Origin of the sequence: Agromyces agglutinans (genome assembly GCF_009647605.1) — a bacterium.
Classification (GTDB): domain Bacteria; phylum Actinomycetota; class Actinomycetes; order Actinomycetales; family Microbacteriaceae; genus Agromyces; species Agromyces agglutinans.
In genome coordinates, this window is record NZ_WJIF01000003.1 from 381,085 (window position 1) to 405,145 (window position 24,061).

The 24,061-nt window shown below is 73.0% G+C and carries 24 protein-coding genes; 12 read left to right on the plus strand and 12 right to left on the minus strand.

The genetic code is table 11. The features are described 5' to 3' along the window. Positions 1-62 precede the first annotated feature (62 nt). The 6 genes from hemL to hemQ are packed head-to-tail and all read right to left on the minus strand — an operon-like array spanning position 63 to position 6,224. Complete coding sequence (hemL, locus tag GE115_RS08005) at positions 63-1,385, minus strand: glutamate-1-semialdehyde 2,1-aminomutase (RefSeq protein WP_153684235.1); 1,323 nt, start codon at positions 1,383-1,385, stop codon at positions 63-65. Then, positions 1,382-2,380 carry a porphobilinogen synthase gene (gene hemB / locus GE115_RS08010; RefSeq protein ID WP_312855007.1) on the minus strand — a complete coding sequence of 333 codons (999 nt, stop codon included), beginning with the start codon at positions 2,378-2,380 and terminating at the stop codon, positions 1,382-1,384. The genes hemL and hemB overlap by 4 nt, the downstream gene beginning before the upstream one ends. 58 nt (positions 2,381-2,438) lie before the next feature. Further along, positions 2,439-3,236, minus strand: coding sequence for a uroporphyrinogen-III synthase (locus GE115_RS08015; RefSeq protein ID WP_153684386.1), 798 nt, complete (start codon positions 3,234-3,236; stop codon positions 2,439-2,441). 14 nt (positions 3,237-3,250) lie between these two features. Then, positions 3,251-4,213 (minus strand): hydroxymethylbilane synthase, encoded by a 963-nt coding sequence (gene hemC / locus GE115_RS08020; RefSeq protein WP_312855008.1) that lies wholly within the window; start codon positions 4,211-4,213, stop codon positions 3,251-3,253. Further along, positions 4,210-5,487 carry a ferrochelatase gene (locus GE115_RS08025; RefSeq protein WP_153684236.1) on the minus strand — a complete coding sequence of 426 codons (1,278 nt, stop codon included), beginning with the start codon at positions 5,485-5,487 and terminating at the stop codon, positions 4,210-4,212. The genes hemC and GE115_RS08025 overlap by 4 nt, the downstream gene beginning before the upstream one ends. Beyond that, complete coding sequence (gene hemQ, locus GE115_RS08030) at positions 5,487-6,224, minus strand: hydrogen peroxide-dependent heme synthase (RefSeq protein ID WP_153684237.1); 738 nt, start codon at positions 6,222-6,224, stop codon at positions 5,487-5,489. Before hemQ ends, GE115_RS08025 begins: the two co-directional genes overlap by 1 nt. A gap of 83 nt (positions 6,225-6,307) precedes the next feature. Between hemQ and GE115_RS08035 the strand changes: the two genes are divergently transcribed. Continuing rightward, on the plus strand, positions 6,308-6,754 hold the full coding sequence (locus tag GE115_RS08035) for a pyrimidine dimer DNA glycosylase/endonuclease V (RefSeq protein ID WP_312855009.1): 447 nt from the start codon (positions 6,308-6,310) through the stop codon (positions 6,752-6,754). Positions 6,755-6,763: 9 nt separating this feature from the next. On the opposite strand, the gene GE115_RS08040 is transcribed toward GE115_RS08035, so the two are convergent. Further along, positions 6,764-7,270, minus strand: coding sequence for a MarR family winged helix-turn-helix transcriptional regulator (locus tag GE115_RS08040; RefSeq protein WP_312855010.1), 507 nt, complete (start codon positions 7,268-7,270; stop codon positions 6,764-6,766). A 161-nt stretch (positions 7,271-7,431) separates the two neighbouring features. Between GE115_RS08040 and idi the strand changes: the two genes are divergently transcribed. From idi to GE115_RS08075, 7 genes are read left to right on the plus strand one after another with little or no spacing between them, the layout of a single operon-like run. Continuing rightward, positions 7,432-8,043: an isopentenyl-diphosphate Delta-isomerase gene (gene idi / locus GE115_RS08045; RefSeq protein WP_153684240.1), complete on the plus strand. Its 612-nt coding sequence runs from the start codon at positions 7,432-7,434 to the stop codon at positions 8,041-8,043. Next, positions 8,040-9,137, plus strand: coding sequence for a polyprenyl synthetase family protein (locus GE115_RS08050; RefSeq protein ID WP_153684241.1), 1,098 nt, complete (start codon positions 8,040-8,042; stop codon positions 9,135-9,137). The genes idi and GE115_RS08050 overlap by 4 nt, the downstream gene beginning before the upstream one ends. Next, positions 9,134-10,051, plus strand: coding sequence for a phytoene/squalene synthase family protein (locus GE115_RS08055; RefSeq protein ID WP_153684242.1), 918 nt, complete (start codon positions 9,134-9,136; stop codon positions 10,049-10,051). The genes GE115_RS08050 and GE115_RS08055 overlap by 4 nt, the downstream gene beginning before the upstream one ends. Next, positions 10,048-11,634: a phytoene desaturase family protein gene (gene crtI / locus GE115_RS08060; protein ID WP_153684243.1), complete on the plus strand. Its 1,587-nt coding sequence runs from the start codon at positions 10,048-10,050 to the stop codon at positions 11,632-11,634. The genes GE115_RS08055 and crtI overlap by 4 nt, the downstream gene beginning before the upstream one ends. After that, a complete protein-coding gene (locus tag GE115_RS08065; protein WP_312855011.1) occupies positions 11,631-12,023 on the plus strand; it encodes a lycopene cyclase domain-containing protein in 393 nt (130 codons plus the stop codon). The genes crtI and GE115_RS08065 overlap by 4 nt, the downstream gene beginning before the upstream one ends. Further along, positions 12,023-12,415, plus strand: coding sequence for a lycopene cyclase domain-containing protein (locus tag GE115_RS08070; RefSeq protein WP_153684244.1), 393 nt, complete (start codon positions 12,023-12,025; stop codon positions 12,413-12,415). Before GE115_RS08065 ends, GE115_RS08070 begins: the two co-directional genes overlap by 1 nt. Beyond that, positions 12,412-13,317 carry a prenyltransferase gene (locus tag GE115_RS08075; protein ID WP_312855012.1) on the plus strand — a complete coding sequence of 302 codons (906 nt, stop codon included), beginning with the start codon at positions 12,412-12,414 and terminating at the stop codon, positions 13,315-13,317. The genes GE115_RS08070 and GE115_RS08075 overlap by 4 nt, the downstream gene beginning before the upstream one ends. A 238-nt stretch (positions 13,318-13,555) precedes the next feature. Here the strand turns inward: GE115_RS08075 and GE115_RS08080 are convergent, their stop codons facing one another. The 5 genes from GE115_RS08080 to hemE all read right to left on the minus strand — a co-directional run bounded on the left by GE115_RS08080 (position 13,556) and on the right by hemE (position 17,636). Continuing rightward, positions 13,556-13,888, minus strand: coding sequence for a hypothetical protein (locus GE115_RS08080; protein ID WP_153684245.1), 333 nt, complete (start codon positions 13,886-13,888; stop codon positions 13,556-13,558). After that, a complete protein-coding gene (locus GE115_RS08085) occupies positions 13,875-14,279 on the minus strand; it encodes a phage holin family protein (RefSeq protein ID WP_153684246.1) in 405 nt (134 codons plus the stop codon). Before GE115_RS08085 ends, GE115_RS08080 begins: the two co-directional genes overlap by 14 nt. 21 nt (positions 14,280-14,300) lie before the next feature. Continuing rightward, positions 14,301-14,744 carry a YtxH domain-containing protein gene (locus GE115_RS18540; protein WP_216648789.1) on the minus strand — a complete coding sequence of 148 codons (444 nt, stop codon included), beginning with the start codon at positions 14,742-14,744 and terminating at the stop codon, positions 14,301-14,303. A 142-nt stretch (positions 14,745-14,886) separates the two neighbouring features. After that, on the minus strand, positions 14,887-16,491 hold the full coding sequence (locus GE115_RS08095; RefSeq protein ID WP_312855013.1) for a protoporphyrinogen/coproporphyrinogen oxidase: 1,605 nt from the start codon (positions 16,489-16,491) through the stop codon (positions 14,887-14,889). After that, positions 16,488-17,636, minus strand: coding sequence for a uroporphyrinogen decarboxylase (gene hemE, locus GE115_RS08100; RefSeq protein WP_153684247.1), 1,149 nt, complete (start codon positions 17,634-17,636; stop codon positions 16,488-16,490). The genes GE115_RS08095 and hemE overlap by 4 nt, the downstream gene beginning before the upstream one ends. Before the next feature lie 282 nt (positions 17,637-17,918). Here hemE and GE115_RS08105 point away from each other — a divergent pair, with 282 nt between their 5' ends. The 4 genes from GE115_RS08105 to metH all read left to right on the plus strand — a co-directional run bounded on the left by GE115_RS08105 (position 17,919) and on the right by metH (position 24,046). Continuing rightward, a complete protein-coding gene (locus tag GE115_RS08105; RefSeq protein WP_153684248.1) occupies positions 17,919-19,604 on the plus strand; it encodes an Ig-like domain-containing protein in 1,686 nt (561 codons plus the stop codon). 117 nt (positions 19,605-19,721) lie between these two features. Beyond that, on the plus strand, positions 19,722-19,952 hold the full coding sequence (locus tag GE115_RS08110) for a hypothetical protein (RefSeq protein ID WP_153684249.1): 231 nt from the start codon (positions 19,722-19,724) through the stop codon (positions 19,950-19,952). Further along, a complete protein-coding gene (locus GE115_RS08115) occupies positions 19,949-20,341 on the plus strand; it encodes a TA system VapC family ribonuclease toxin (protein WP_216648790.1) in 393 nt (130 codons plus the stop codon). Before GE115_RS08110 ends, GE115_RS08115 begins: the two co-directional genes overlap by 4 nt. Positions 20,342-20,503: 162 nt before the next feature. Next, complete coding sequence (gene metH, locus GE115_RS08120) at positions 20,504-24,046, plus strand: methionine synthase (RefSeq protein ID WP_376765702.1); 3,543 nt, start codon at positions 20,504-20,506, stop codon at positions 24,044-24,046. Positions 24,047-24,061: the final 15 nt, after the last annotated feature.

Consider the following 24,061-nt stretch of genomic DNA (forward strand, 5'->3'; position numbering starts at 1 on the left):
CTCATCCGAGCCGCCCGCCGGTCGAGGAGCGCGACGGGCCGCCGCTCCTCGGCCGACGGCGGCTACACGGCGGGGCGGGCGGATGCCGCGGCGCGCGCGGCAGCGGGCAGGGCGTCGACGATGCGGCCGATCGCGGTGTCGTCGTGCGCGGCCGTGACGAACCAAGCCTCGAAGACCGACGGCGGCAGCGAGACGCCCGCGTCGAGCATGGCGTGGAAGAACGGCGCGTAGCGGAACGCCTCCTGCCGCTGCACGCCCGCGTAGTCGGTGACGCCGGACGCCACGTCGTCGCCGAACACGAAGCTGAACAGGCTGCCCGCGCGCTGCACGGCGTGGGCGACGCCCTCGGCCGAGAGCGCAGCCGACACGGCATCGGACACGGTCGCGGCGGTGCGGTCGAGGGCGTCGTAGACGGAGGCATCCGCCGCCCGAAGCGTCGCGATGCCGGCCGCGACCGCGACCGGGTTCCCCGACAGGGTGCCCGCCTGGTAGACCGGGCCGAGCGGTGCGAGCTGCTCCATGACGTCGGCGCGGCCGCCGAGGGCGGCGACGGGCATGCCGCCGCCGATGACCTTGCCGAAGGTCATCAGGTCGGGCGTGTACGCATACTCGGTGGTCGACTCGAGGCCCCACCAGCCGGCTGCCGAGACGCGGAAGCCCGTGAGCACCTCGTCGGAGATGACGAGCGAGCCGTTCGCGTGCGCCAGTTCGATGAGCTCGCGGTTGAAGCCGGGCAGCGGCGGCACGACGCCCATGTTGGCCGCCGCGGCCTCGACGATGACGGCGGCGATGCGGTCGCCGTGCTCGGCGAAGGCCGCGCGCACCGCGTCGAGGTCGTTGTAGGGCAGCACGAGCGTGAGCGCGGCGATGTCGGCCGGCACCCCGGCGGAGCCCGGCAGCGCGAAGGTCGCGAGCCCCGACCCAGCCTCGGCGAGCAGCCCGTCGGAGTGGCCGTGGTAATGCCCGGCGAACTTCACGAGCACGTCGCGCCCGGTGAACCCGCGCGCGAGGCGGATCGCGCTCATCGTCGCCTCGGTGCCCGTGCTCACGAGCCGGAGACGCTCGACCGGGCCGATGCGCTGCTCGACGAGCTCGGCGAGCTCGGTCTCGGCGGGCGTCGACGAACCGAACGAGAGGCCGCGGGCCGCGGCATCCGTCACCGCGCCGATCACGCGCGGATCGGCGTGACCCAGGATCGCCGGGCCCCACCCGGCGACGAGGTCGACGTATTCGCGACCCTCGGCGTCGGTGACGTAGGGACCGCGCGCCGACACGAGGAACCGCGGCGTGCCGCCGACCGAGCGGAACGCCCGCACCGGCGAGTTCACGCCGCCGGGGATGGCGGCCTGCGCGCGGGCGAAGAGCTCGTCGTTGGTCGGGGTCATTCCGTCTCTCCGTTCCGGATCCAGCCGGCGAGCTCGGTCGCCCAGTAGGTGAGCACGGCGTCGGCGCCGGCGCGGCGGATGCCCCGCACCGACTCGACGACCGCGCGCTTGCGGTCGATCCAGCCGTGCGCGGCGGCGGCCTCGATCATCGCGTACTCCCCCGAGACCTGGTACGCCCAGACCGGCACCTCGGATGCCGCGGCCACGTCGGCGAGCACGTCGAGGTAGCTGCCCGCGGGCTTGACCATGACGACGTCGGCGCCCTCCTCGATGTCGAGCACGGCCTCGCGCAGGCCCTCGCGGCGGTTGCCGGGGTCGAGCTGGTAGGTGCGGCGGTCGCCCTCGAGGGTCGACTCGACCGCGTCGCGGAAGGGGCCGTAGAACGCGCTGGCGTACTTGGCGGAGTAGGCGAGGATCGCGGTGCCCGTGAACCCGTCGGCGTCGAGCGCTTCGCGCACGGCGGCGACCTGGCCGTCCATCATGCCCGACAGGCCGAGGAGCTCGGACCCCGAGCGCGCCTGCTCGAGCGCCATGGCGACGTACCGCTCGAGCGTGGCGTCGTTGTCGACGCGGCCCTCGGCGTCGAGCACGCCGCAGTGGCCGTGGTCGGTGAACTCGTCGAGGCACAGGTCGGTCTGCACGACGAGCGCACCGTCGGCCGCCTCGCGCGCGACCCGCGTCGCGACGTTGAGGATGCCGTTCGGGTCGGTCGCGCCGGAGCCGCGCGCATCACGCGTCTCGGGGACGCCGAAGAGCATCACGCCGCCGACGCCGGCCTCGGCGGCCTCGGCGATCGCGCGGGGCAGGCTGTCGAGCGAGTGCTGCACCACGCCCGGCATCGATGCGATCGGGAGCGCCTCGGTCACGCCCTCGCGCACGAACAGCGGCAGCACCAGATCGGCCGGATGCAGCCGGGTCTCGGAGACGAGCCGGCGCAGCGCGGGGGTCTCGCGCAGGCGACGAGGACGGATGACGGGGCGGGGCGTCGATCTCACCGCACCAGCCTACGTCCGCCCGGCTGAACGGATGCCGCGCGGGCACGCCCGGGCTCCGTCAGGCGCTCGCGAGCGCCGCGTTCACGACGGCGTCGATGAGCGACTCGGCGCTGCGTTCCTCGGCGACGACGTCGACGCGCAGGCCGAGCTTCGCGGCATCCAACTGCGTCTGCGGGCCGATGGCGGCGACCAGCGTCGTCTCGGGGATCGGGCCGAGCTGCTGCTGCACCTGCTCAGCCACGCTGCCCGAGGTGACGAGCACCGCGTGCACCTTGCCCGCGCGCACGTCGTCGACGACCTTCTGCGCGACCGGCACGCCGACCGTGCGGTAGGCGACGACGGCCTCGACGTGGTGGCCGATGCGGGCGAGTCCGACCGAAAGCACCTGCTTCGCGATGGCCGAGCGCAGGGCGAGCACGCGCAGGCCCTTCTGGCCCTCGGTCGCGGCCTCCCACTCCTCGAGCAGGCCCCTGGCGGAGTTCTCCTCGCTCGGCACGATGTCGGCGCGGTACCCGGCGGCCACGAGGGCGGCGGCGGTCGTCTCCCCGACGGCCGCGACCTTCGTGGTCGGCGGGATCACCGCGTCGTAGGACGAGAGCACGTCGACCGTGGTCGCGCTCGTGATCGTCACCCAGTCGAACGCGCCCTCGGCCAGCCGGCGCAGCGCCGCCTCGAGGGCGGGCTGGTCGTCGGTCGGCGCGAAGTTGATCATCGGCGCGATGACCGGGGACGCCCCGCGGGCGCGCAGCGCCGCGGCGACGCCGTCGCCCCAGGGGCCGCCGCGCGGCACGAGCACACGCCAGCCCTGCAGCGCCTTGCCCTCACCGGCGGAGGGCAGCCGGATCGCGCCCGTCATGGGTTCGTAGTCGGTCACCGCGTCTCCTCGGGTGGTGCGAGTTCAGCGGCGCCGTTGCCGAGGAGTTCTGCGACGACGCGGGCTGCGACGTCGCTCGCCGCGTCCGCCAGGTCGGCGGCGGAGCGGCTTTCGGGGGTGGCGGCGTGCGAGCTGGTCAGCCGCCGCGTTCCGTCGGCACTGTACACGGTCGCCGTCAGGAACAGAAGTTCGTCCTCGAGGAACGAGGTGGCCGCGACCGGCGCAGCGCACCCCGCCTCGAGACCGGCGAGCACGAGCCGCTCGGCGAGGACCGACGCACGCGTCGAGCGGTGGTCGACCGACTCGAGCGCCTGCTCGAGCAGCCGGTCGCCGCGCTCGCGACGCACCTCGATCGCCAGCGCGCCCTGGCCGGGCGCGGTCGGCCAGACGTCGAGCTCGAGCAGTTCGGTCACGGCCTCGGAGCGGCCGAGCCGGCCGAGGCCGGCGGCGGCCAGCAGCACGGCGTCGAGGTCCGCATCGGCACCGAGCACCCGGCCGAGGCGGGTGTCGACGTTGCCGCGGATGTCGACGACCTCGAGGTCGGGGCGCGCTGCCTTCAGCTGCGCGATGCGGCGGGGCGAGCCGGTGCCGACCCGGGCGCCCTCTGGCAGCTCGTCGAGGGTGAGGCCGTCGCGGGCGCACAGGGCGTCGCGCGCGTCGGCGCGCTTGGGCACCGCCCCGAGCCGCAGCCCGTCGTGCTCGGACGTCGGCAGGTCTTTCAAGGAGTGGACGACGAGGTCGCAGTCGCCGGCCAGCAGGGATTCGCGCAGCGCCGCGGCGAACACGCCCTCGCCGCCGATCTCGCTCAGCGAGGCGCGCGAGGTGTCGCCGTGCGTGGTCACCTGGACGAGTTCGATCTCGGCGCCGCCCGCGGCCTTCGCGATCCGCTCGGAGATCCACGAGGTCTGCGCGACCGCGAGCGCGCTGCCCCGCGTGCCGACCCGGATGACGCCGCTCACGGCGCGATCCCCGCGAGCGCCGGGCGGAACCCGAGGCGCACGTTCTCGCAGCAACCCGGACGGCACACGTCGTACCAGGGACCGAGGTCGGTCATCGCGGGCCGATCTGCGGTCGGCGTGCCCTGCACGCGCTCGAGCACGAGGTCGACGAGGCCCGCCACGTACGCCGGGTGGGTGCCCGGCGTCGGCACGCGCACGGCCGCGAGACCGTGCTCGCCGGCGGTCTCGAGCGCCTCGTTGTCGAGGTCCCAGAGCACCTCCATGTGGTCGCTCACGAAGCCGAGCGGCACGATGACCACGGCCTTGCGGCCGGCCGCGGGGAGCTCCTCGATCGCGTCGTTGATGTCGGGCTCCAGCCACGGCATCGACGGGGGGCCGCTGCGCGACTGGTACACGAGCTGCCAGGGAACGTCGGATGCCCCGGCATCGCGCATGACGACCTCGGCGACGGCACGGTGCTGCGCCGCATAGGCGCCGCCCTCGCCGAAGCCCCGCTCGGCGGGGCCCGACTTCGCGGCGTCGGTCGACGGGATCGAGTGGGTGGCGAACAGCACCTCGACCTCGGTCGTGCGATCGAGGCCGGGCACGGATGCCTCGAGCTGCGCGATGCCGTCGCGCACGCCCTCGATGAACGGCTGGACGAACCCCGGGTGGTCGAAGAACTGCCGGACCTTGTCGATCTGGATGGCGCCGTCGCCCTCGCCCGTTCCGGTGTCGGCCAGGGCGTCGGCGAAGTCCTCGCGGTACTGCCGGCAGCTCGAGTACGACGAGTAGGCGCTCGTGGCGATCGCGATGAGCTTCGTGAAGCCGCGCTGCTTCGCCTCGGCGAGCGCGTCATTGAGGTACGGATCCCAGTTGCGGTTGCCCCAGAGCACCGGCAGGTCGATGCCGCGGCCGGCCAGCTCGGCCTCGAGGGCCGCCTTCAGCGCGCGGTTCTGCGCGTTGATCGGGCTCGTGCCGCCGAAGTGGCGGTAGTGGTGGGCGACCTCCTCGAGCCGCTCGTCGGGGATGCCGCGACCGCTCGTGACGTTGCGCAGGAACGGGATGACGTCGTCTTGGCCCTCTGGACCGCCGAAGCCCGCGAGCAGGATCGCGTCGTACGCGACGGGCTCGACCACGTGCTCGGCGCCCGACTGGGCCGCCGGCGTCGCGCCGGGCACGATCGCGCCGGGTGCACAGGGGGCGGATGCCGCGGGCGCCGGCTTGCGGCCCCGCGCGGCCGCCGCGCGTTCGGGGGTGTCGGAACCGGTGGAGCCGAGGTTCGCGGCGACCATTACTGCAGCACCTCCACGAGCTCGGCCGTCGAGATGCGCCGGCCGGTGTAGAAGGGGATCTCCTCGCGCACGTGGAGCCGCGCGTCGGTGGCCCTGAGGTCGCGCATGAGGTCGACCAGGTCGGTGAGCTCGTCGGCCTCGAGCGGCAGCAGCCACTCGTAGTCGCCGAGGGCGAACGCCGCGACCGTGTTCGCGATGACCCCGCGGAAGGCGGCGCCCTTGCGGCCGTGCTCGGCGAGCATGCGGCTGCGCTCGGCCGGGTCGAGCAGGTACCAGTCGTACGACCGGTTGAACGGGTAGACCGTGAGCCAGCCCTTCGGCTCGACGCCGCGCAGGAATCCGGGCACGTGCGCCTTGTTGAACTCGGCGTCGCGGTGCACGCCCATGGCGTTCCAGGTCGGCAGGAGCGACTTCAGCAGGCGTGCCCGGCGCAGTTCGCGCAGCGCCCACTGCAGGCCCTCGGCCGTGTCGCCGTGCAGCCAGATCATGACGTCGGCGTCGGCGCGCAGGCCCGAGACGTCGTAGAGGCCGCGCAGCACGACGCCCTCGTTCTCGACGAGCGAGATGAGGTCGTCGAGTTCCCGCACGAAGCGCGGGACGTCGTGCCCGTCGAGGTCGTCGGGTCGCGCGGGGTCGCGGCGGAGCACGGCGAAGAGCGTGAAGCCCTCGTGCGACTGCTCGGGTTCGGATTCGGAACGGAACGCGTCGGCTGCCGCCTCGGCAGCGGGGGAAGACATGCCTCCAGTCTCCTCCTTTCGGTCGGATCGGCAAAAAGGGTTGCGATCCGGGCGGCTTCGCGAGCATGCCTATGCTCGACGTCGTGAGGATCTGGTCGCTGCATCCGCGCTACCTCGACCGGCAGGGGCTCACGGCCTGCTGGCGCGAGGCGCTGCTCGCGCAGGCCGTGCTCGCCGGCACGACGCGCGGGTACACGCGGCATCCGCAGCTCGACCGCTTCCGAGCGGCGCCGGACCCGCTCGCGGCGGTGGCCGCGTACCTCGTCGGGGTCGCCGACGAGGCATCCGATCGCGGATATCGGTTCGATCGCACGCGCATTCGCGAGACGGGGGCGGGCGTCGCGCCGATCCCGGTCACGACCGGCCAGCTCGCGCTCGAGTGGCGCCACCTCGCGGCCAAGCTCGCGGCCCGGAGTCCCGAGACGGCCGCCGCGTGGGCCGAGGTCGGCGAGCCCGACCCGCATCCGCTGTTCGTGCCGGTCGTCGGCGGCGTCGAGCCGTGGGAGCGCGCGACCTCGCCGGTCGAGTAGCGCGCGATCTCAGTCGACGAGGTCGCCGTCGAGCTCGCCGGTCGCGGCCAGGGCGTCGAGGAAGCGCGCGACGACCTCGCGCTCGTCGGGAGTGAGCGCGGCCGCGACCGCGAACCGGCGCGCGTGCTGGCGGCCGACGGTCTCTCGCGCGTCGTGGCGCGTGTGGTCGGTGACGGTGATGGCGAGCGCGCGGCGATCGGAGGGATGCGGGGAGCGCACGATGTGCCCGCCGCGCTCGAGCCGGTCGAGCATCTTCGTGGTCGCGGCGCTCGAGATGCGCAGGTACTCGCTGAGCGCGCCGGGGGTGACGGTGAGCGCCTGGTTGTGCGCGGCGATGAGGAACCGGATGGCCCGCATGTCGGTGCGGTTGAGCTTCATGTACCGCTCGGATGCCTCGCTCATGCGAGCCGCGGCGTCGTGCCACCGGCGGAGCGACTCCATGACCCGGACGACCTGGTCGATCTCCTCATCGGTCATGCCCTCGCGCGGGACGAGGTCGCCGTCGCGGTCGATCACGCGCGGATCGTGCATGCGGTCCTCGACGGGTACGGCTCGCGTCGAGTCGTCAACCCCGTGCCGCCCAGCCCGATCCACCATAGGTTCGATCGTAGCCCTTGAGGTGTATTTCTTACTAGGATAGCTTTTCACCAGAAGTGATTCACTCGAAGGGAGAGGCGATGATCGCACCGGAATCCGTCGAGGAGGTCGTCCTCCTCGACTCCGAAGACCGACCGATCGGCACGGCTCCCAAGGCGAGCGTGCACGGTGCCGACACCGCCAGGCACCTCGCCTTCTCCTGCCACGTCTTCGACGACGCCGGGCGCCTACTGGTCACCCGGCGCGCGCTCGTGAAGCAGGCCTGGCCGGGCGTCTGGTCGAACTCGTTCTGCGGCCATCCCGCGCCGGCGGAGACCCTCCCCCACGCGATCCGCCGCCGCGGCGAGTTCGAGCTCGGCCTCGAGCTCACCGACATCGAGCCGGTGCTGCCCTTCTTCCACTACCGAGCCGTCGACGCCTCAGGCGTGGTCGAGAACGAGCTGTGCCCCGTCTACACGGCCCGCACGGCCTCGACGCCGGTGCCGCATCCCGGCGAGGTCGCCGAATACGAGTGGGTCGACCCGGAGGCGCTGGCCGAGGGCATCCGGCACGCGCCGTGGGCGTTCAGCCCGTGGCTCGTGCTCCAGGCCCAGCTGCTGCCCTTCCTCGGCGGCTCGGGCGAACTGGCCCGCGGGCGCCGCACCGAGGCATCCGGCGACCTGCGCAGCATCCGACCGGCGATCGCGTCATGAGCCAGGCCACGATCACCGCACCGGTCGCCCTCGCGACCGGCGCTCCCGACGACCTCGCCGCGGTCGAGGGCTTCCTCGCGCGCTTCTTCGACGAGCAGGTCGGGCGGGCGGGCACCCACGGCCCGTCGTACCGGCAGCTGTGGTCGGCCGCGCGCGACGCCGCATCGGGCGGCAAGCGCATCCGCCCGCGGCTCCTGCTCGCGGCGCATCGCGCGTACGCGGGCACGAGCGGCCCCGACCCCGACCACGCGGCCGTCGCGGCCGCGGCGGCCTTCGAGCTCCTGCACACCGCGTTCCTGATGCACGACGACGTCATCGACCACGACGAGGTGCGCCGCGGGCGACCGAACGTGACGGGCCGGTTCGCGGCCATCGCCCGCGCGGGCGGCGCGAACGCGCGATCCGCACGCGACTTCGGCGAAGCATCCGCGATCCTCGCCGGCGACCTGCTGATCAGCGCCGCGCACCGCCTCGTGGCCGGCCTCGACGTGCCCGAGGCGCGGCGCGCCGCCCTGCTCGACCTCGTCGACGAGTGCGTGTTCCTCGCCGCGGCGGGCGAGCACGCCGACGTGCGATTCGCGCTCGAGGGCACGCCGGCCGCCGGCGAGATCCTCGCGATGGTCGAGCACAAGACGGCCTCGTACTCGTTCAGCGCGCCGCTGCAGGCGGGCGCCCTGCTCGCGGGCGCGGGCGGCGTCGCGGTCGGCCGGCTCGGCGACATCGGCCGCGACCTCGGCGTCGCGTTCCAGTTGCGCGACGACGTGCTCGGCGTCTTCGGCGAGGAGGCCCTCACGGGCAAGACGGCGATCGGCGACCTGCGCGAGGGCAAGCAGACGCTGCTCGTCGCGCACGCGAGCACGGATGCCTCGTGGTCGGTCGTCGCCGGCGACTTCGGGCGCGCCGATCTCGACGAGGCGCGGGCCGCGGCGATCCGCTCGGTCATCGTCGCGAGCGGGGCGCTCGAGCGGGTCGAGCGCCTCATCGCCGCGCGCTGCCGGGCCGCCGTCGAGCTGGCGAGCGCGTCGGGCCTGCCGGCCGGGCTGGCCGACGAGCTCGCCGCGACCGCCCGCGCCTGCGGGGAGCGCGACCGATGACCGCGGCGACCGGGCTCGCGCTCTACGACGACGTCGCGCACCGCGGCTCGCAGCGCGTGATCTCCGCGTACTCGACATCGTTCGGACTCGCGAGCCGGCTCTGCTCCCCCGCCGTGCGCGAGCACGTGGCCGACATCTACGCCCTCGTCCGCGTCGCCGACGAACTCGTCGACGGCCCGGCTGAGGAAGCCGGCCTCGACGCCGGCGAACGCCGCGCGGAACTCGACGCGCTCGAGGCCGAGACCGAGCGCGCGATGCGCCGCGGCTACAGCCCGAACCTCGTGGTGCACGCCTTCGCGCGCACGGCGCGCGCGACGGGCATCGGCCCCGAGCTCACGCGACCGTTCTTCGCGTCGATGCGCCGCGACCTCGAGCCGGTCGACCTCGACGAGGCGGCGTTCGCCGAGTACGTGCACGGCTCGGCCGAGGTGGTCGGCCTCATGTGCCTGCGCGCCTTCTCGCTCGGGCTCGAGCCCGACGCCGACCGCGACGCCCGCTGGCAGCGAGGCGCCCGCCACCTCGGCGCGGCGTTCCAGAAGGTGAACTTCCTGCGCGACCTCGCGGAGGACTTCGGCGAGCGCGGGCGCAGCTACTTCCCCGGCGTCGATCCGGCGCACTTCACGGATGCCTCGCGCGACCGGATCCTCGATGACATCGACGCCGACCTGGCCATCGCCGGTGCCGTCATCCCCGAGCTGCCGCTCGGCTGCCGGCGCGCGGTCGCCGCCGCGCACGCCCTCTTCGGCGAACTCGCCCTCCGACTGCGGCGGACCCCCGCCGACGAACTGCTGCGCACGCGCGTCAGCGTGCCGACCGGCCGCAAGCTGCTGTTGCTCGCCCGGGCGGTCGCCGGGGCGTCGACCGCCCGGCCGCGCCGGCCCGCGCCGGTCGCCCGCCACGGAGCCGCCGTATGACGACCGATCGGAGCGGCCGTCGCCTCGTCGTGATCGGCGGCGGCATCGCGGGTCTCGCCGCGGCCGGGCTCGCCGCCCGAGACGGACACCGGGTGACGCTGCTCGAGGCGCGCGACGAGCTCGGCGGGCGCGCCGGCCGGTGGGAGCACGCGGGCTTCCGCTTCGACACCGGCCCGTCGTGGTACCTGATGCCCGAGGTGTTCGACCACTTCTTCCGGCTCATGGGCAGCTCGGCCGCGCAGGAGCTCGACCTCGTGCGGCTGGAGCCCGCCTACCGGGTGTTCTTCGAGGGCGAGGAGGCCTCCGTCGACGTGCGGTCGGAACGCGAGGCATCCGTCGCCCTCTTCGAATCGCTGGAGCCGGGGGCGGGTGCGGCGCTCGAGCGCCACCTCGACTCCGCCGACGAGACGTACCGGCTGGCGATGTCGCACTTCCTGTACACCGACTTCGCGTCGCCGCGATCATTGCTCGTCGCGCCCGTGCTGCGCCGGCTGGGCCGCCTCGCCCGGCTGCTCGGCGAGCCGCTCGACCGCTTCGTCGCCCGGTCGTTCCGCGACCGGCGGCTGCGCCAGATCCTCGGCTACCCCGCCGTGTTCCTCGGCAGCTCGCCGAACGCGGCGCCGAGCATGTACCACCTGATGAGCCGATTCGACCTCGCCGACGCGGTCTCGTACCCCATGGGCGGCTTCGGCGTGCTCATCGAGCGCGTCGCGCAGCTCGCGCGGCGGGCCGGCGTCGAGATCGTGACCGGCGCGGAGGTCACCGCGATCACGACCGAGGGGCGGCGAGCGACGGGCGTGCGGTACCGGTCGGCGCAGGGGTCCGAACACGACCTGCGGGCTGATGTCGTGGTCTCGGCGGCCGACCTGCATCACACCGAGCAGGATCTGCTGCCGCCTCGGCTGCGCGGCCGCTCCGAGGCGGCGTGGGACCGGCGCAATCCCGGCCCCGGCGCCGTGCTCGTGCTGCTGGGGGTGCGCGGACGCCTGCCAGAACTCACGCACCACAACCTGCTCTTCACGAGCGACTGGGACGAGAACTTCCGGCGGATCTTCGGCGCGAAGCCCGCGATCCCCGACCCCGCCTCGCTGTACGCGTGCATGCCGAGCGCCACCGATCCCTCGGTCGCGCCGCCCGGGTGCGAGAACCTGTTCCTGCTCGTGCCCGTGCCCGCCGACACGTCGATCGGCGCCGGCGGCGTCGACGGAGACGGCGACGTCCTCGTCGAACGGGTCGCCGACGCGGCGATCGGGCAGCTCTCGACGTGGGCGGGCATCCCCGACCTCGCCGACCGCATCGTCGTCCGCCGCACGATCGGCCCTGCCGACTTCGAGTCCTGGTTTCACGCGTGGCGCGGCGGCGCGCTGGGCCCCGCGCACACGCTGCGCCAGAGCGCGTTCCTGCGCGGGCGCACCTCGTCCCGTGAGGTCGACGGGCTCTACTTCGCGGGCGCGACGACCATCCCCGGCATCGGCCTGCCGATGTGCCTGATCAGTGCCGAGCTCGTCGCCAAGGCGCTGCGGGGCGACCGTTCGACCGGGCCGATGGGCGAACCGCAGTCCGCCGAGGCGGTGTCCGCGTGAGCTTCGTGTACCTCGCCTCCCTGCTCGTCTCGATCGGCTGCATGGCGCTCATCGACCGGCGATTCCGCCTGTACTTCTGGGCGGCACCGGTGCGCGCGACGGTCGCGCTCGTCGCGGGCGTCGTCTTCCTGCTGGTGTGGGATGTCGCGGGCATCGCGTCGGGTATCTTCCTGCACACCCCCAACGCGATCTCGACGGGCCTCATGCTCGCACCGCATCTGCCGGTCGAGGAGATCGTCTTCCTGGCGTTCCTCTGCTACCTCGCGATGGTCGCGTACACGGGCGCGCTGCGGCTGCGCTCTGCCCGGGGGCGCGGGGCTGGGGCACGCGCGGCTCCGGGGCGGGCGGCTCGGGGGCGCACGGCTCGGCGGACGGAGGCAGCGCGGTGATGAGCTACCCGGCGCTGTGCGCGATCTTCCTCGCGATCGCCGTGATCGTCGCCGTGGCGTTCCGCCGATCGGCGCCGCGCGGTCATGTCGTCGCGCTCGTCGGCGCCGGGGTGGTGCTCGTCGTGCTCACCGCGGTGTTCGACTCGGTGATGATCGCCACGGGCCTGTTCGACTACGCCGATGGGCTCATCTCGGGCCTTCGGATCTGGCTCGCGCCCCTCGAGGACTTCGCCTATCCCGTCGCAGCCCTGCTCGTGTGCTCCGCGGTGTGGAACGCCCTCGGCGGTGACGGCGACGGCGAGCGCAGCAGGCGGCTGCGCCGCGGCGAGTCGGTCGCCGCCCGCGCGACCACGCCGGCGGCTTCCGACGCAGCGAGCGGCGGTGACGCGTGACCGGCTCGGCGACGCGCCCCCGCGACCGCGCCCGTGGCGGGTTGCTGCGGGACCTCCTGATCGCCTCTCGTCCGGTCAGCTGGATCAACACGGCGTTCCCGTTCGCCGCCGCGTACCTGCTCACCACTCGCGAGGTCGACGCGACGCTGGTGATCGGGACCCTATTCTTCCTCGTGCCCTACAACCTCGCCATGTACGGCATCAACGACGTGTTCGACTACGCCTCCGACGCGCGCAACCCGCGCAAGGGCGGCGCAGAGGGTGCGCTGCTCGGCCCGGCGAGGCATCGCGCGACGCTGATCGCCGCGGTCGTCGCATGCGTGCCCTTCGTGGTCTGGCTCGTGCTCGCGGGTGGGCCGGCATCCTGGGTGGTTCTCGCGGTGAGCCTGTTCGCCGTCGCGGCGTACTCCGTGCCCGGGCTGCGGTTCAAGGAGGTGCCGTTCCTCGACTCGGTCACCTCGAGCGTGCACTTCGTGTCGCCCGCGGTGTACGGGCTCGCGCTGGCCGGGGCATCCGTCACGCCGCAACTGGTCGCCCTGCTCGTCGCGTTCTTCGCCTGGGGCATCGCGAGCCACGCGTTCGGCGCCGTCCAAGACGTGGTGCCCGACCGCGAGGGCGGCATCGCGTCGATCGCGACGGTGCTCGGCGCCCGCCGCACCGTGCGGTTCGCGATCGCGATGTGGACCGTCGCCGGCGCACTGATGCTCACGACCGCGTGGCCCGGCCCGCTCGCCGCGGCCCTGGCCGTGCCCTACGTCGTCGCGGCCTGGCCGTTCCGCCGGATCTCCGACGTCGACTCGGGGCGCGCGAACGCGGGCTGGCGGAAGTTCCTCTGGATCAACTACGCGTGCGGCTTCGTCGTGACGATGCTGCTGATCTGGTACGCGGCGCTCGGCGCCTGAGTACGCGCGCTACCGCGTCAGCTCGGGACGCCCTTCGCCCGCGGCCCGGGCCGGGGGCCCGCCGTCCGTAGTTCAGGAAGTTCTCGGCGACACGCCGGGTGGGTCGGCCGACGCGCCGCGCCGGCGCGGATTCTTCCTGAGTCGCTGCGAGTCGCAGGGCATTCTCCGAGCAGCCGGCTGCCAGGTATGGCGACGAGGAAGCGCGTGACGGCCGAGCGCCGCTGCGCCGAACCGTCGCTCAGGACTTCGTGACGTTGCGCACGACGAGCCACACGACGCCGCCGACCGCGAGCGCGACGCCGACCGTCGCGGCGACCGCGGCGCCGGGCTGCTCCTCGGCGAACCGGCGCAGCTTCGCCTTGGTGCGCGCCGACGCGCGAGAGACCTGCTTCGGCACGTTGAGCTTGTCTTCGAGCCCGTTCAGCACGTCGACGAAGTCGGCTCGCGCCATCTCGACGTTGGCCCGGGCCTGCACGCGCGTGAGATTGCGGTCGCGAGCCTTCTGCTCGCGCTTCGAGCTCGACACGACCTGAGCCGCCGCGCTGGGAGTGGTGCGATCAATAGCGGTCATAGTCGCCCGCTCCCTTCAGGGCGTCGATGTCCTTGCGCAGGCTCTCGATCGATTCGAGCGGTTCGCTGCCGCGCTTGAAGTTCCGCACGGCGATGAAGACCAGCAGCGCGATGATCAGGATCAGGATGCCCGAGACCGTGAGCGCCGCCGCCCACGCCGGCATGACCAGCGCGAGCGCGAGGATGGCGGTCGTGATGAGGGTGCCCAGGAGGAACAGCGCCACGAACGCGGCACCGGCGAGGAGGCCGGCCCCGATGCCGAAGTGCTTGGCCTTGTAGCTGAGTTCGGCCTTGATCTGGTCGATCTCGGCGCGCACCAGCGCCTGCACCCGGTCGGGCAGTTCGCCGATGAGCGTGAACAGCGAGCGTTCGTCGTTCGTCGGAAGCGGCATGGTTTCGTCTCCTCGGCCGGCCTAGGAGCCGGTCGCCGGCTTGCTGGCGGGGGCCGCGCGCTTGGGCGCGGGCTTCGCAGCGCGGCTCGCGGTGTCGGCGGTCTCCTCGATCACGTCGTCGAGGGCGTCGGCCGCGGCATCGACCGCCGACTTCGCCGCCTTCGCGCTCTTGGAGACGCCCTGTCTGGCCGAGGCGGCGGCCTTGGAGACGTCGCTCTTCGTCGCGCCCGAGCCGCGAGTCGCGCTGCCGATGAGCTCCTTGGCCTTGTCGAGCACGACCTCGCCGACGTCGCCGACCCGCGTCTTGGCGAAGTCGGTGACCGTTTCGACGCCCTGCTGCACGGCGGGCTGGTTCCAGAGGCGCTCGGCGCCCCGCTTGATCTGCTCGTAGCGTTCGCGGCCCGCGCGCGTGCCGAGCACGTACCCGACGCCGAGTCCGACGACGAAGAGGATCTTGCCCTTCATGTCCACCCCATTCCGGCCGCCCGTGGCGAAGCGACGTGTTTCCAGCGTAGACCCCGGTCGCAGGCTCGCAAGGGGGTTGCGCTCGCAATATGCCGTTGCGGATATGCGTCGGGGTCGCCGCGAGCGGGGGTTGAACCGTCGCTCAGCCGGCGCCGCCTCCGACCGGCACGGCCTGGTGGCGGATGCGGGCGGCCGCCTCGCGGGCGTGCGGCACCACCGACGCGAGTCCGGTGCCCGCGAGCCACGCGCCCGTGGCCTCGAGACCCGGAACCGCCTCGATCGCGGCCTCCACCGCACGCACGCGGTCGCGCTGCCCGAGTGCGGCGTGCGAAAGCGCGTCGCGCCACGCGGTGCGCCCGGCCGCGACGAGCATCGAGCGGTCGAGCGGCACGCCGGTCAGGGCGGCGGCGTCGGCGAGTGCGAGGTCGGCGACGCGGCCGTCGTCGAGCCCGTCGAGCGGGTTCGCGGCTCCGGCGCGGCCGTACGAGAGGCGCACGACCTGGTGCGGTGCGGTCGCCTCGGCGACCCACTCCCACTTCGCGCTCGAGTGCGTGAGCGCCTTCGCCGCGACCCCGGGTGTATCGGCGGCCACGAGCACGCCGGTTCCGCGCGGCGCGGCTGCGAGGGCCGGCGCGTCGAGCACGAGGGTCACCAGTTCGACGGATGCCGCGTCGGGCCAGGCCGAGACATCCGCCCAGCCGTCGACCGCCGAGGCGAGCAGGGGCCGGGATGCCGCGGCCGGCGTCGCGACGATCGCGAAGCGCGCGTCGACGACGAGGTCGATGTCGGCAGCCTCGGCTTCAGCGTCGCTCGCGATCCGCGCCGTGGCCCGCCACGCCGGTGCGGCCTCGGCCGAGGCATCCGTTGCGTCGTCGGTCGACGGGAGCGGCTCGAGGGCCGCGACGTCGGCCGAGGTGACGATCGTCGCCCCGAAGCGCGCGAGCTCGGCGATGAGCGCGTCGACGAGCCGGTGCATGCCGCCACGGATGCCCAGCACCGCGCTGCCCGCTCGGCGGGTCTCGACGAGCTCGCCGACACCCCCCGAGAGGGAGCCGGCGCGGGTCATCGCCTCGTTGAGCCCGGGCGCGACGACGTCGAGGTCGAGGTCCATGGGGTCGGCGGAGTACACGCCCGAGGAGATCGGCGTGACGAGCCGGTCGAGCACCTGCTGCCCCATGCGCGAGCGCACGAGCTCGCCGAGGCTGTGCGCTCGCCCGATCTTCAGGATGGGTCGCAGGCGATCGAGGTAGGCACGGATCGCCCCACCCCAGCCGATGATCGCGCGGACGTCCTCTCCGAGCGGGTTGGCGGGGATGCCGAGCATCCCGGTCTTCGGCAGCGGCGCGGCCCGCACGCCGCGGTCGGCGCCTCCGCTACCGCCGTCACCCGGCATCGCGAGCCAGGCACCCGCCGGGTTCGGGCTCACGACGTCGCCGTCGAGGCCGAGCTCGGCGAGCAGGGCGGCGACCGCGCCGCCGCGGGTCGCGAACGACTCGGCTCCCGAATCGAGCACGAGTCCGCCGAGCTCGATCCGGCCGACGCAGCCGCCGGGCGTCGCGCGACGTTCGAGCACGACCACCGAGAGGCCGATCCGTGCGCACTCGAGCGCGGCGACGAGGCCCGCTACGCCGCCGCCGATCACGACGACGTCGGCGGAGCGGCGCTCGGTCGCGTCGCCGGGGGTACTGGTCGCGTCGCCGGGGGTGCCGGTCGTGTCGCCGGCGGTGCCGGATGCCCCGCTGCTCACGCGCCCGCCTCGTGCACGAGCTCGACGACGCGCGTCAACGCGGCCGGGTCGGTCGCCGGCGGCACGCCGTGTCCGAGGTTGAACACGTGCCCGGGCGCCGACCGGCCGCGGCGCAGGACGTCGCGCACGGCCTCGTCGAGCACGGGCTGCGGCGCCGCGAGCAGGGCCGGGTCGAGGTTGCCCTGGAGCGGCACCCCGTCGCCGACGCGCTGCGCCGCCACGTCGAGCGGCACGCGGTAGTCGACGCCGACCGCATCGGCGCCGACGCCCCGCATCGCGCCGAGCAGCTCGCCGGTGCCGACGCCGAAGTGCACGACGGGCACGGAGCGGGTCGCGGCCGGGTCATCCGTGCGCTCGTACGCCAGGTCGCGCACGAAGCTGAGCGCACGCGCCGATGCCGGCGCGACGTGTCGCTCGTAGTCGGCGAGCGACAGCGCGCCCGCCCACGAGTCGAAGAGCTGCGCGGCCGAGGCGCCCGCGAGCACCTGGGTGCGCAGGAACCGGCCCGTGAGCTCGGCGGTCCAGTGCATGAGGGCGCTCCACGCGCCCGGGTCGGCGTGCATCAGCGTGCGGGCGGCGAGGTGGTCCTTCGAGGGGCCGCCCTCGGCGAGGTAGGCCGCGAGCGTGAACGGCGCACCCGCGAAGCCGATGAGCGGCGTCGCGCCCTCGGTGCGCCCGGCCGGGGCGATCGTCGCCAGCTCGGCGACCGTGCGCTGCACGGCCTCGGTGATCGGCGTCGCGGCGGCATCGAGCGACGCAGGGTCGATCGCGGTGAGCTCGGCGATGGCCGAGGCATCCGCGTACGCGCGCCCGAAGACCGGACCGCGGCCCGGTTGGATCTCGACGTCGACGCCGACCAGCTTGAGCGGCACGACGATGTCGCTGAAGAAGATGCCCGCGTCGACGCGGTGCCTGCGAACCGGCTGCAGGGTGATCTCGGACGCCATCGCCGGGTCGAGGCAGGCGTCGAGCATGCGCGTGCCGACGCGCAGGTCGCGGTACTCGGGCAGCGACCGGCCCGCCTGGCGCATGAACCAGACCGGGGTCGTGTCGGAGCGTTCGCCCCGGTAGGCGCGGACGAGGCGCGATTCCGACGTGAGACCGGCGGCGAGCGGATGCTGCGGAGAGAGGATCACGCCCGACATCATCCCGTATCGGCCTGAACGGACCCTCGAAGGCCGCCCCCGAACTGGGGGTGGGAATCCGCATTCCGCCGCCGCATCGGCTTGTTACGTTTGCATCGACCTGTCGACCCGCACCACCCCATGCACCCCCCGCGGCAGGCGAACCCGAATTCGGCATGCCCCATGCCGAGGCCACCCGAAGGCCGGCTCGACCGCGCGCCCGCGCGCGGTCGCTCGGAGTACGAACCGTCGATGCGGACGGTCGTACCCCCTGCGACGAGCAGCCCTCCGACAAGGAGAAGCATGTCCCCCAAGAAGACGATCGCGGCCGGCGGAGTCGCGATCCTCGCGCTCGCCGGCGCCGCCGTCGCCGTTCCCGCCCAGGCCGCACCCCTCGACCAGTGGGACTTCCGCGAGACCCGCGCGACCGGCCACTACGAGCGCACCGCCGAAGGCCTGCACATCTGGACCGAGGGCACCGCTTCGAGTGACAAGGTCGCCGGCTACCTGAAGGTCGACCTGCCGCTCGCGAGCACCCTGTCGGGCGGACTCGACTACACGGCTGCCGGCGGCGGCGTCCCGGGCGCCCAGTTCGTCGTCGACATCGACGGCAACGGCACGGGCGACGGCATCCTCGTCGGCGAGTCGGTCTACGGCCAGAACTGGTGGCTGACCGGCGGCTCGAGCGCGGCCTTCAAGGCCCTCGACCCGTCGGGCGCCGAGAACGGCGGCAACGGCTCGGAGTGGTTCGGCACGCTCGCGCAATGGGCCGCGGCGGCGCCCGGCGCGAAGATCGTGAGCGTCGGCTTCAGCCTCGGCTCGGGCGTCAAGGGCGAGGGCGTCGTGCGTGCGGTGCTCGCGGGCGACCAGCGCTACACGTTCGACGCGGCCCGCGTCGCTCCCGTCATCACGAACGTGCTCGCCGACGGCGCAGTGGTCGGCGGCAAGGCCACCTTCACGGTCGACCTCGCCGACGACGACATCAGCTACACGTACATCGAGCTGAACCGCGGCGGCAAGTGGCTCACCGACAACACGAAGTCGGCCGGTTCCACGAACCACGGCCTGCACCCGAAGCTCGTCGTCGACCTCGGCGCCTACCCCGACGGCGCCTACCAGCTCAAGATCAACGCCGTCGACACGTCGGGCCTCTCGGCGAACCGCGTCGTGCCGTTCACGATCGACAACACGCGCCCGACGCTCGAGCTCGTGAGCCCCGCGAACGGCGCGTCGTTCGCAGCGAGCGCCGGCGTGAAGCTCGATGTGCGTGCAGCCGACGCGGGCAAGCTCACCGACGTCGTCGTCAACGTCTACCGCGACGGCAAGCTCCTGAAGTCGCTCGGCAAGCAGTCGACCGCGGGCGCCGTGGGCTGGACGGGATCGTGGAACCTGCCGACGGGACTCGCCGACGGCACCTACACGCTCAAGATCGGCACGACCGACCTGGCCGGGAACAACCGCACGATCAGCAGCTCGATCGTCATCGACTCGTCGCTCGGCGAGGGCGACGGCGAGGGCGAGACCGAAGAGCCCGCCGCCGCCCCTTCGCTCTCGGTGGACACGACGCAGGTGAAGGTCGGGTCCGCGCTGAAGATCGCGGGCGCCAACTTCGCCGCCGGCACGTCGATCACGCTCGAGCTGCACTCCGACCCGGTCGTGCTGGGCACCGCCGTCGCCGGTGAAGACGGCTCGATCGCGTTCGACGCGGTCGTGCCGGCCTCGATCCCTACCGGTGACCACGAGATCGTCGCGTTCTTCGGTGAGAACGGCGAACTGCGTGTGCCGATCACCGTGACCGCAGCGGATGCAACGCCCACCGCCGGCGCCTCCAGCACGGCCGCCTCGGCCGGCACGGGTTCGGCCGCCGGCCTCGCCGACACCGGCTTCGAGGGCATCGGCCTCGGCATCGGCGCCCTCGTCGTGCTGCTGGGCGCCGGCGTGCTGGCGATCACGGCCCTGCGTCGTCGCGTCGCGGACGTGCGCGACTGATCGACGGAGTCGATCGCGAACGGCCCGTCACCTCACGGTGGCGGGCCCTTCGCGTGCGTCGGGTGCGCATGAGTCGGGATCCAGTTGCATCATGTTGGATGCAGTTATGATGCAGACATGCGTACCACCGTCGACCTTCCTCCAGCGGTGCACCGCCGAGCGACCGAACTCGCGAGGCGACGCCACCAATCGCTGTCATCCGTCATCGCAGAGCTCACCACCCGAGGACTCGCTTCGATCGGCGAACCGGTCTCGATCCACGCCGACTCGGCGGGCGGCTTCCCGGTCCTCAGCATCGGCAGGCGGGTCACCTCAGCCGACGTCGCGGACGCGCTGGACGACGAGTGAGCCCCACCCTGCTCGACGCGAACGCGCTCATCGCGCTCGTGGTCGAGGAGCATGAGTTCCACGAGCGCATGACCCGATGGGCTGCCGAAGCCGGGCCGATCGCCGTCTGCCCGATCGTCGAGGGTGCGCTGGTGCGCTTCCTCGTGCGCCTGGGCGAGTCGGCCGACACCTGCGTCGCGGTCCTCGCGGCCCTCCACCGGCATCCTCGCGTCGAGTTCTGGGAGGACTCCGTCTCGTACCTCGACGCCGACCTCGCCGGCGTGATCGGGCACCGCCAGGTCACCGACGCGTACCTCGCCTCGCTCGCCGCCGCTCGCGGTGCCGCCCTCGCGACGTTCGATCGTGCGCTGGTGGCCTCGAGGCCCTCCTGCGCCGTCCTGATCCCCTGAACGAGCGCGCCGGGCGCTGACTACACTCGCGATGTGACCGCAGCAGCCGCCTCCTCAGGCACGCCCCGCTTCGCGCTCGACATCGACCCGGTGCCGAGGCCGCCTCGCGCCGAGGCGCTGCTCGAGGCGCTCGCGACCCGGGTCGTCATCGCCGACGGCGCCATGGGCACGATGCTCCAGCAGCACGACCTCTCGCTCGACGACGACTTCGAGGGCCACGAGGGCTGCAACGAGATCCTCAACGCGACGCGCCCCGACGTCATCGGAGGCATCCACGACGCGTACCTCGCCGTCGGCATCGACGCGGTCGAGACGAACACGTTCGGCGCGAACTGGTCCAACCTCTCCGACTACGGCATCGACGATCGCATCGCCGAACTCGCCGAGGCCGGGGCGCGGATCGCGCGCGAGCGGGTCGAGGCCGCCGAGGCGGCCGACGGGCGGCAGCGCTGGGTGCTGGGCTCGATGGGTCCCGGCACGAAGCTGCCCAGCCTCGGGCACACGACCTACGCGCACCTCAAGCAGACGTTCGCCGTGCAGGCCGAGGGCCTGATCGACGGCGGCGCCGACGCGTTCCTGATCGAGACGTCGCAGGACCTGCTGCAGACGAAGGCGGCCGTCAACGGCTGCAAGCAGGCGATCGTCGCCCGTGGCATCCGCCTGCCGATCTTCGTCGAGGTGACCGTCGAGACCACCGGCACCATGCTCATGGGTTCCGAGATCGGGGCCGCGCTGACCGCGCTCGAGCCGCTCGGCGTCGACGCGATCGGCCTGAACTGCGCGACCGGGCCCGCCGAGATGAGCGAGCACCTGCGCCACCTCTCGAAGTACTCGCGCGTGCCCGTGGCGTGCATGCCGAACGCGGGCCTGCCCGTGTTGGGCGCGAACGGCGCCCACTACCCGCTGACGCCGGCCGAGCTCGCCACGGCCCACGAGCAGTTCGTCGCCGAGTTCGGGTTGGCGCTGGTCGGCGGATGCTGCGGCACCACGCCCGACCACCTCCGCGCGGTCGTTGAGCGGCTCGCCCCTCATCGGTCGGGCGAACACGAACCGGATGCCCCGGACCGGACGCCGCGGCATCCGACCGCCGAACCGGGCGTCGCGAGCCTCTACCAGCACGTGCCGTTCCGACAGGACGCCTCGTACCTCGCCATCGGCGAGCGCACCAACGCGAACGGGTCGAAGGCGTTCCGCGAGGCGATGCTCGAGGGCCGGTGGGACGACTGCGTCGAGATCGCGAAGTCGCAGACCCGGGTCGGGGCGCACCTCCTCGACGTCTGCGTCGACTACGTCGGGCGCGACGGCGTCGCCGATATCCGCGAGGTCGTATCGCGGTTCGCGAGTGCGTCGACCCTTCCGCTCGTGATCGACTCGACCGAGCCCGACGTGATCGCCGCGGGCCTCGAGCTCATCGGCGGGCGCCCGGTCGTGAACTCGGTCAACTACGAGGACGGCGACGGCCCGTCGAGCCGGTTCGGCCGCATCATGCCGCTCGTGAAGGAGCACGGCACGGCCGTCGTCGCACTGACGATCGACGAGCAGGGCCAGGCGCGCACGGCTGACGGCAAGTTCGCGATCGCGTCGCGGCTCATCGACGAGCTCGTCGGCACGTGGGGCATGCGCGTCGAGGACATCATCGTCGACGCCCTCACCTTCCCGATCGCGACCGGGCAGGAGGAGACCCGGCGCGACGCGATCGAGACGATCGACGCGATCCGGCGCATCACGACCGCGTACCCGGGCATCAACACGACCCTCGGCGTCTCGAACGTGTCGTTCGGCCTCAACCCCGCGGCGCGCAGCGTGCTCAACTCGGTGTTCCTGCACGAGGCGGCCGAGGCGGGGCTCACCTCGGGCATCATCGACGCGGCGAAGATCGTGCCGCTCGCGTCAGTGCCCGACGAGCAGCGGCAGGTCGCGCTCGACCTCGTCTGGGACCGTCGCGAGTTCGACGCCGACGGCAACACGACGTACGACCCCCTGGCGCGCATGCTCGACCTCTTCACGGGCGTCGACTCGGCGGCACTGCGCGACGCCCGCGCCGCGGAACTCGCGGAGCTCCCCGTCGGCGAACGGCTCGCACGTCGCATCATCGACGGCGAGGGCAAGGGGCTCGAGGCCGACCTCGAACTCGCACTGGCCGACGGCATGACGGCACTCGGCATCATCAACGACCACCTCCTCGAGGGCATGAAGGTCGTCGGCGAGCGCTTCGGAGCCGGCGAGATGCAGCTGCCGTTCGTGCTCCAGTCGGCCGAGGTCATGAAGACCGCGGTCGCCCTCCTCGAGCCGCACATGGAGAAGTCCGAGGGCACCGCGACCAAGGGCACGATGGTCATCGCGACGGTGCGCGGCGATGTGCACGACATCGGCAAGAACCTCGTCGACATCATCCTGACCAACAACGGGTACCGGGTGATCAACCTCGGCATCAAGCAGCCGATCGCCGACATCATCAAGGCCGCCGAAGAGCACGACGCCGACGTGATCGGCATGTCGGGGCTGCTCGTGAAGTCGACCGTCGTGATGAAGGAGAACCTCGAGGAGCTGAACGCGCGCGGACTCGCGAAGCGGTGGCCCGTGATCCTCGGCGGCGCGGCGCTCACGCGCACCTACGTCGAAGACGACCTCGCGAGCCGCTTCGACGGCGAGGTGCGCTACGCGCGCGACGCCTTCGAGGGGCTGGCGCTCATGGAGCCGCTCGTCGCGATCGCCCGCGGCGCCGACCCCGCCGCCGTGGGGCTGCCTCCGCTGAAGAAGCGCATCCACACGTCGGGTTCCAAACTCACGCTCACCGAGCCGGATGCGATGCCGGGCAGATCGGATGTCGCGAGCGACAACCCCGTGCCGGCGCCGCCCTTCTGGGGCACGCGCATCGTGCGCGGCCTCGCGCTCGCCGACTACGCCGCGTTCCTCGACGAGCGCGCGACCTTCCTCGGCCAGTGGGGGCTGAAGCCGGGCCGCGGCGAGGGCGGCGCCTCGTACGAGGAGCTCGTCGGGCGCGAGGGCCGGCCGCGCCTGCGCTACTGGCTCGACCGCATCCTGGCCGAGGGCATGCTCGATGCGTCGGTCGCCTACGGCTACTTCCCGGTGGTCTCCGAGGGCGACGACCTGATCGTGCTGCACCACGGCGACGACCCCTCCGGCGTCCTCGGGCGGGCAGGGCTCCTCGCGCCCGACGGCGGTTCGGGCGGCGTGGTCGGCGAGGAGCGCCTGCGCTTCCACTTCCCCCGCCAGCGCCGCGACCGGCACCTGTGCCTGGCCGACTTCGTGCGTTCCCGGGAGTCGGGCGCCGTCGACGTGCTGCCGGTGCAGCTGGTCACGGCCGGCGCGCACATCGACACCGTCACCGCGAAGCTGTTCGCGGAAGACCGCTACCGCGACTACTACGAGCTCAACGGCCTCGTCATGCAGCTCACCGAGGCGCTCGCCGAGTTCTGGCACGCGCGCATCCGCTCCGAACTCGGCTTCGCCGACGAGGACCCGGCCGACACGGCGGGCCTGTTCAAGCTCGAGTACCGCGGCGCCCGGTTCTCGCTCGGCTACCCGGCCTGCCCCGACATGGAGGACCGCCGCAAGGTCGTCGCGCTGCTGCGGCCCGAGCGCATGGGCGTCGAGCTCAGCGAGGAGCTGCAGCTGCATCCCGAGCAGTCGACCGACGCATTCGTCTTCCACCACCCCGAGGCGAAGTACTTCTCGGTCTGAAGCCTCTCGGCGATA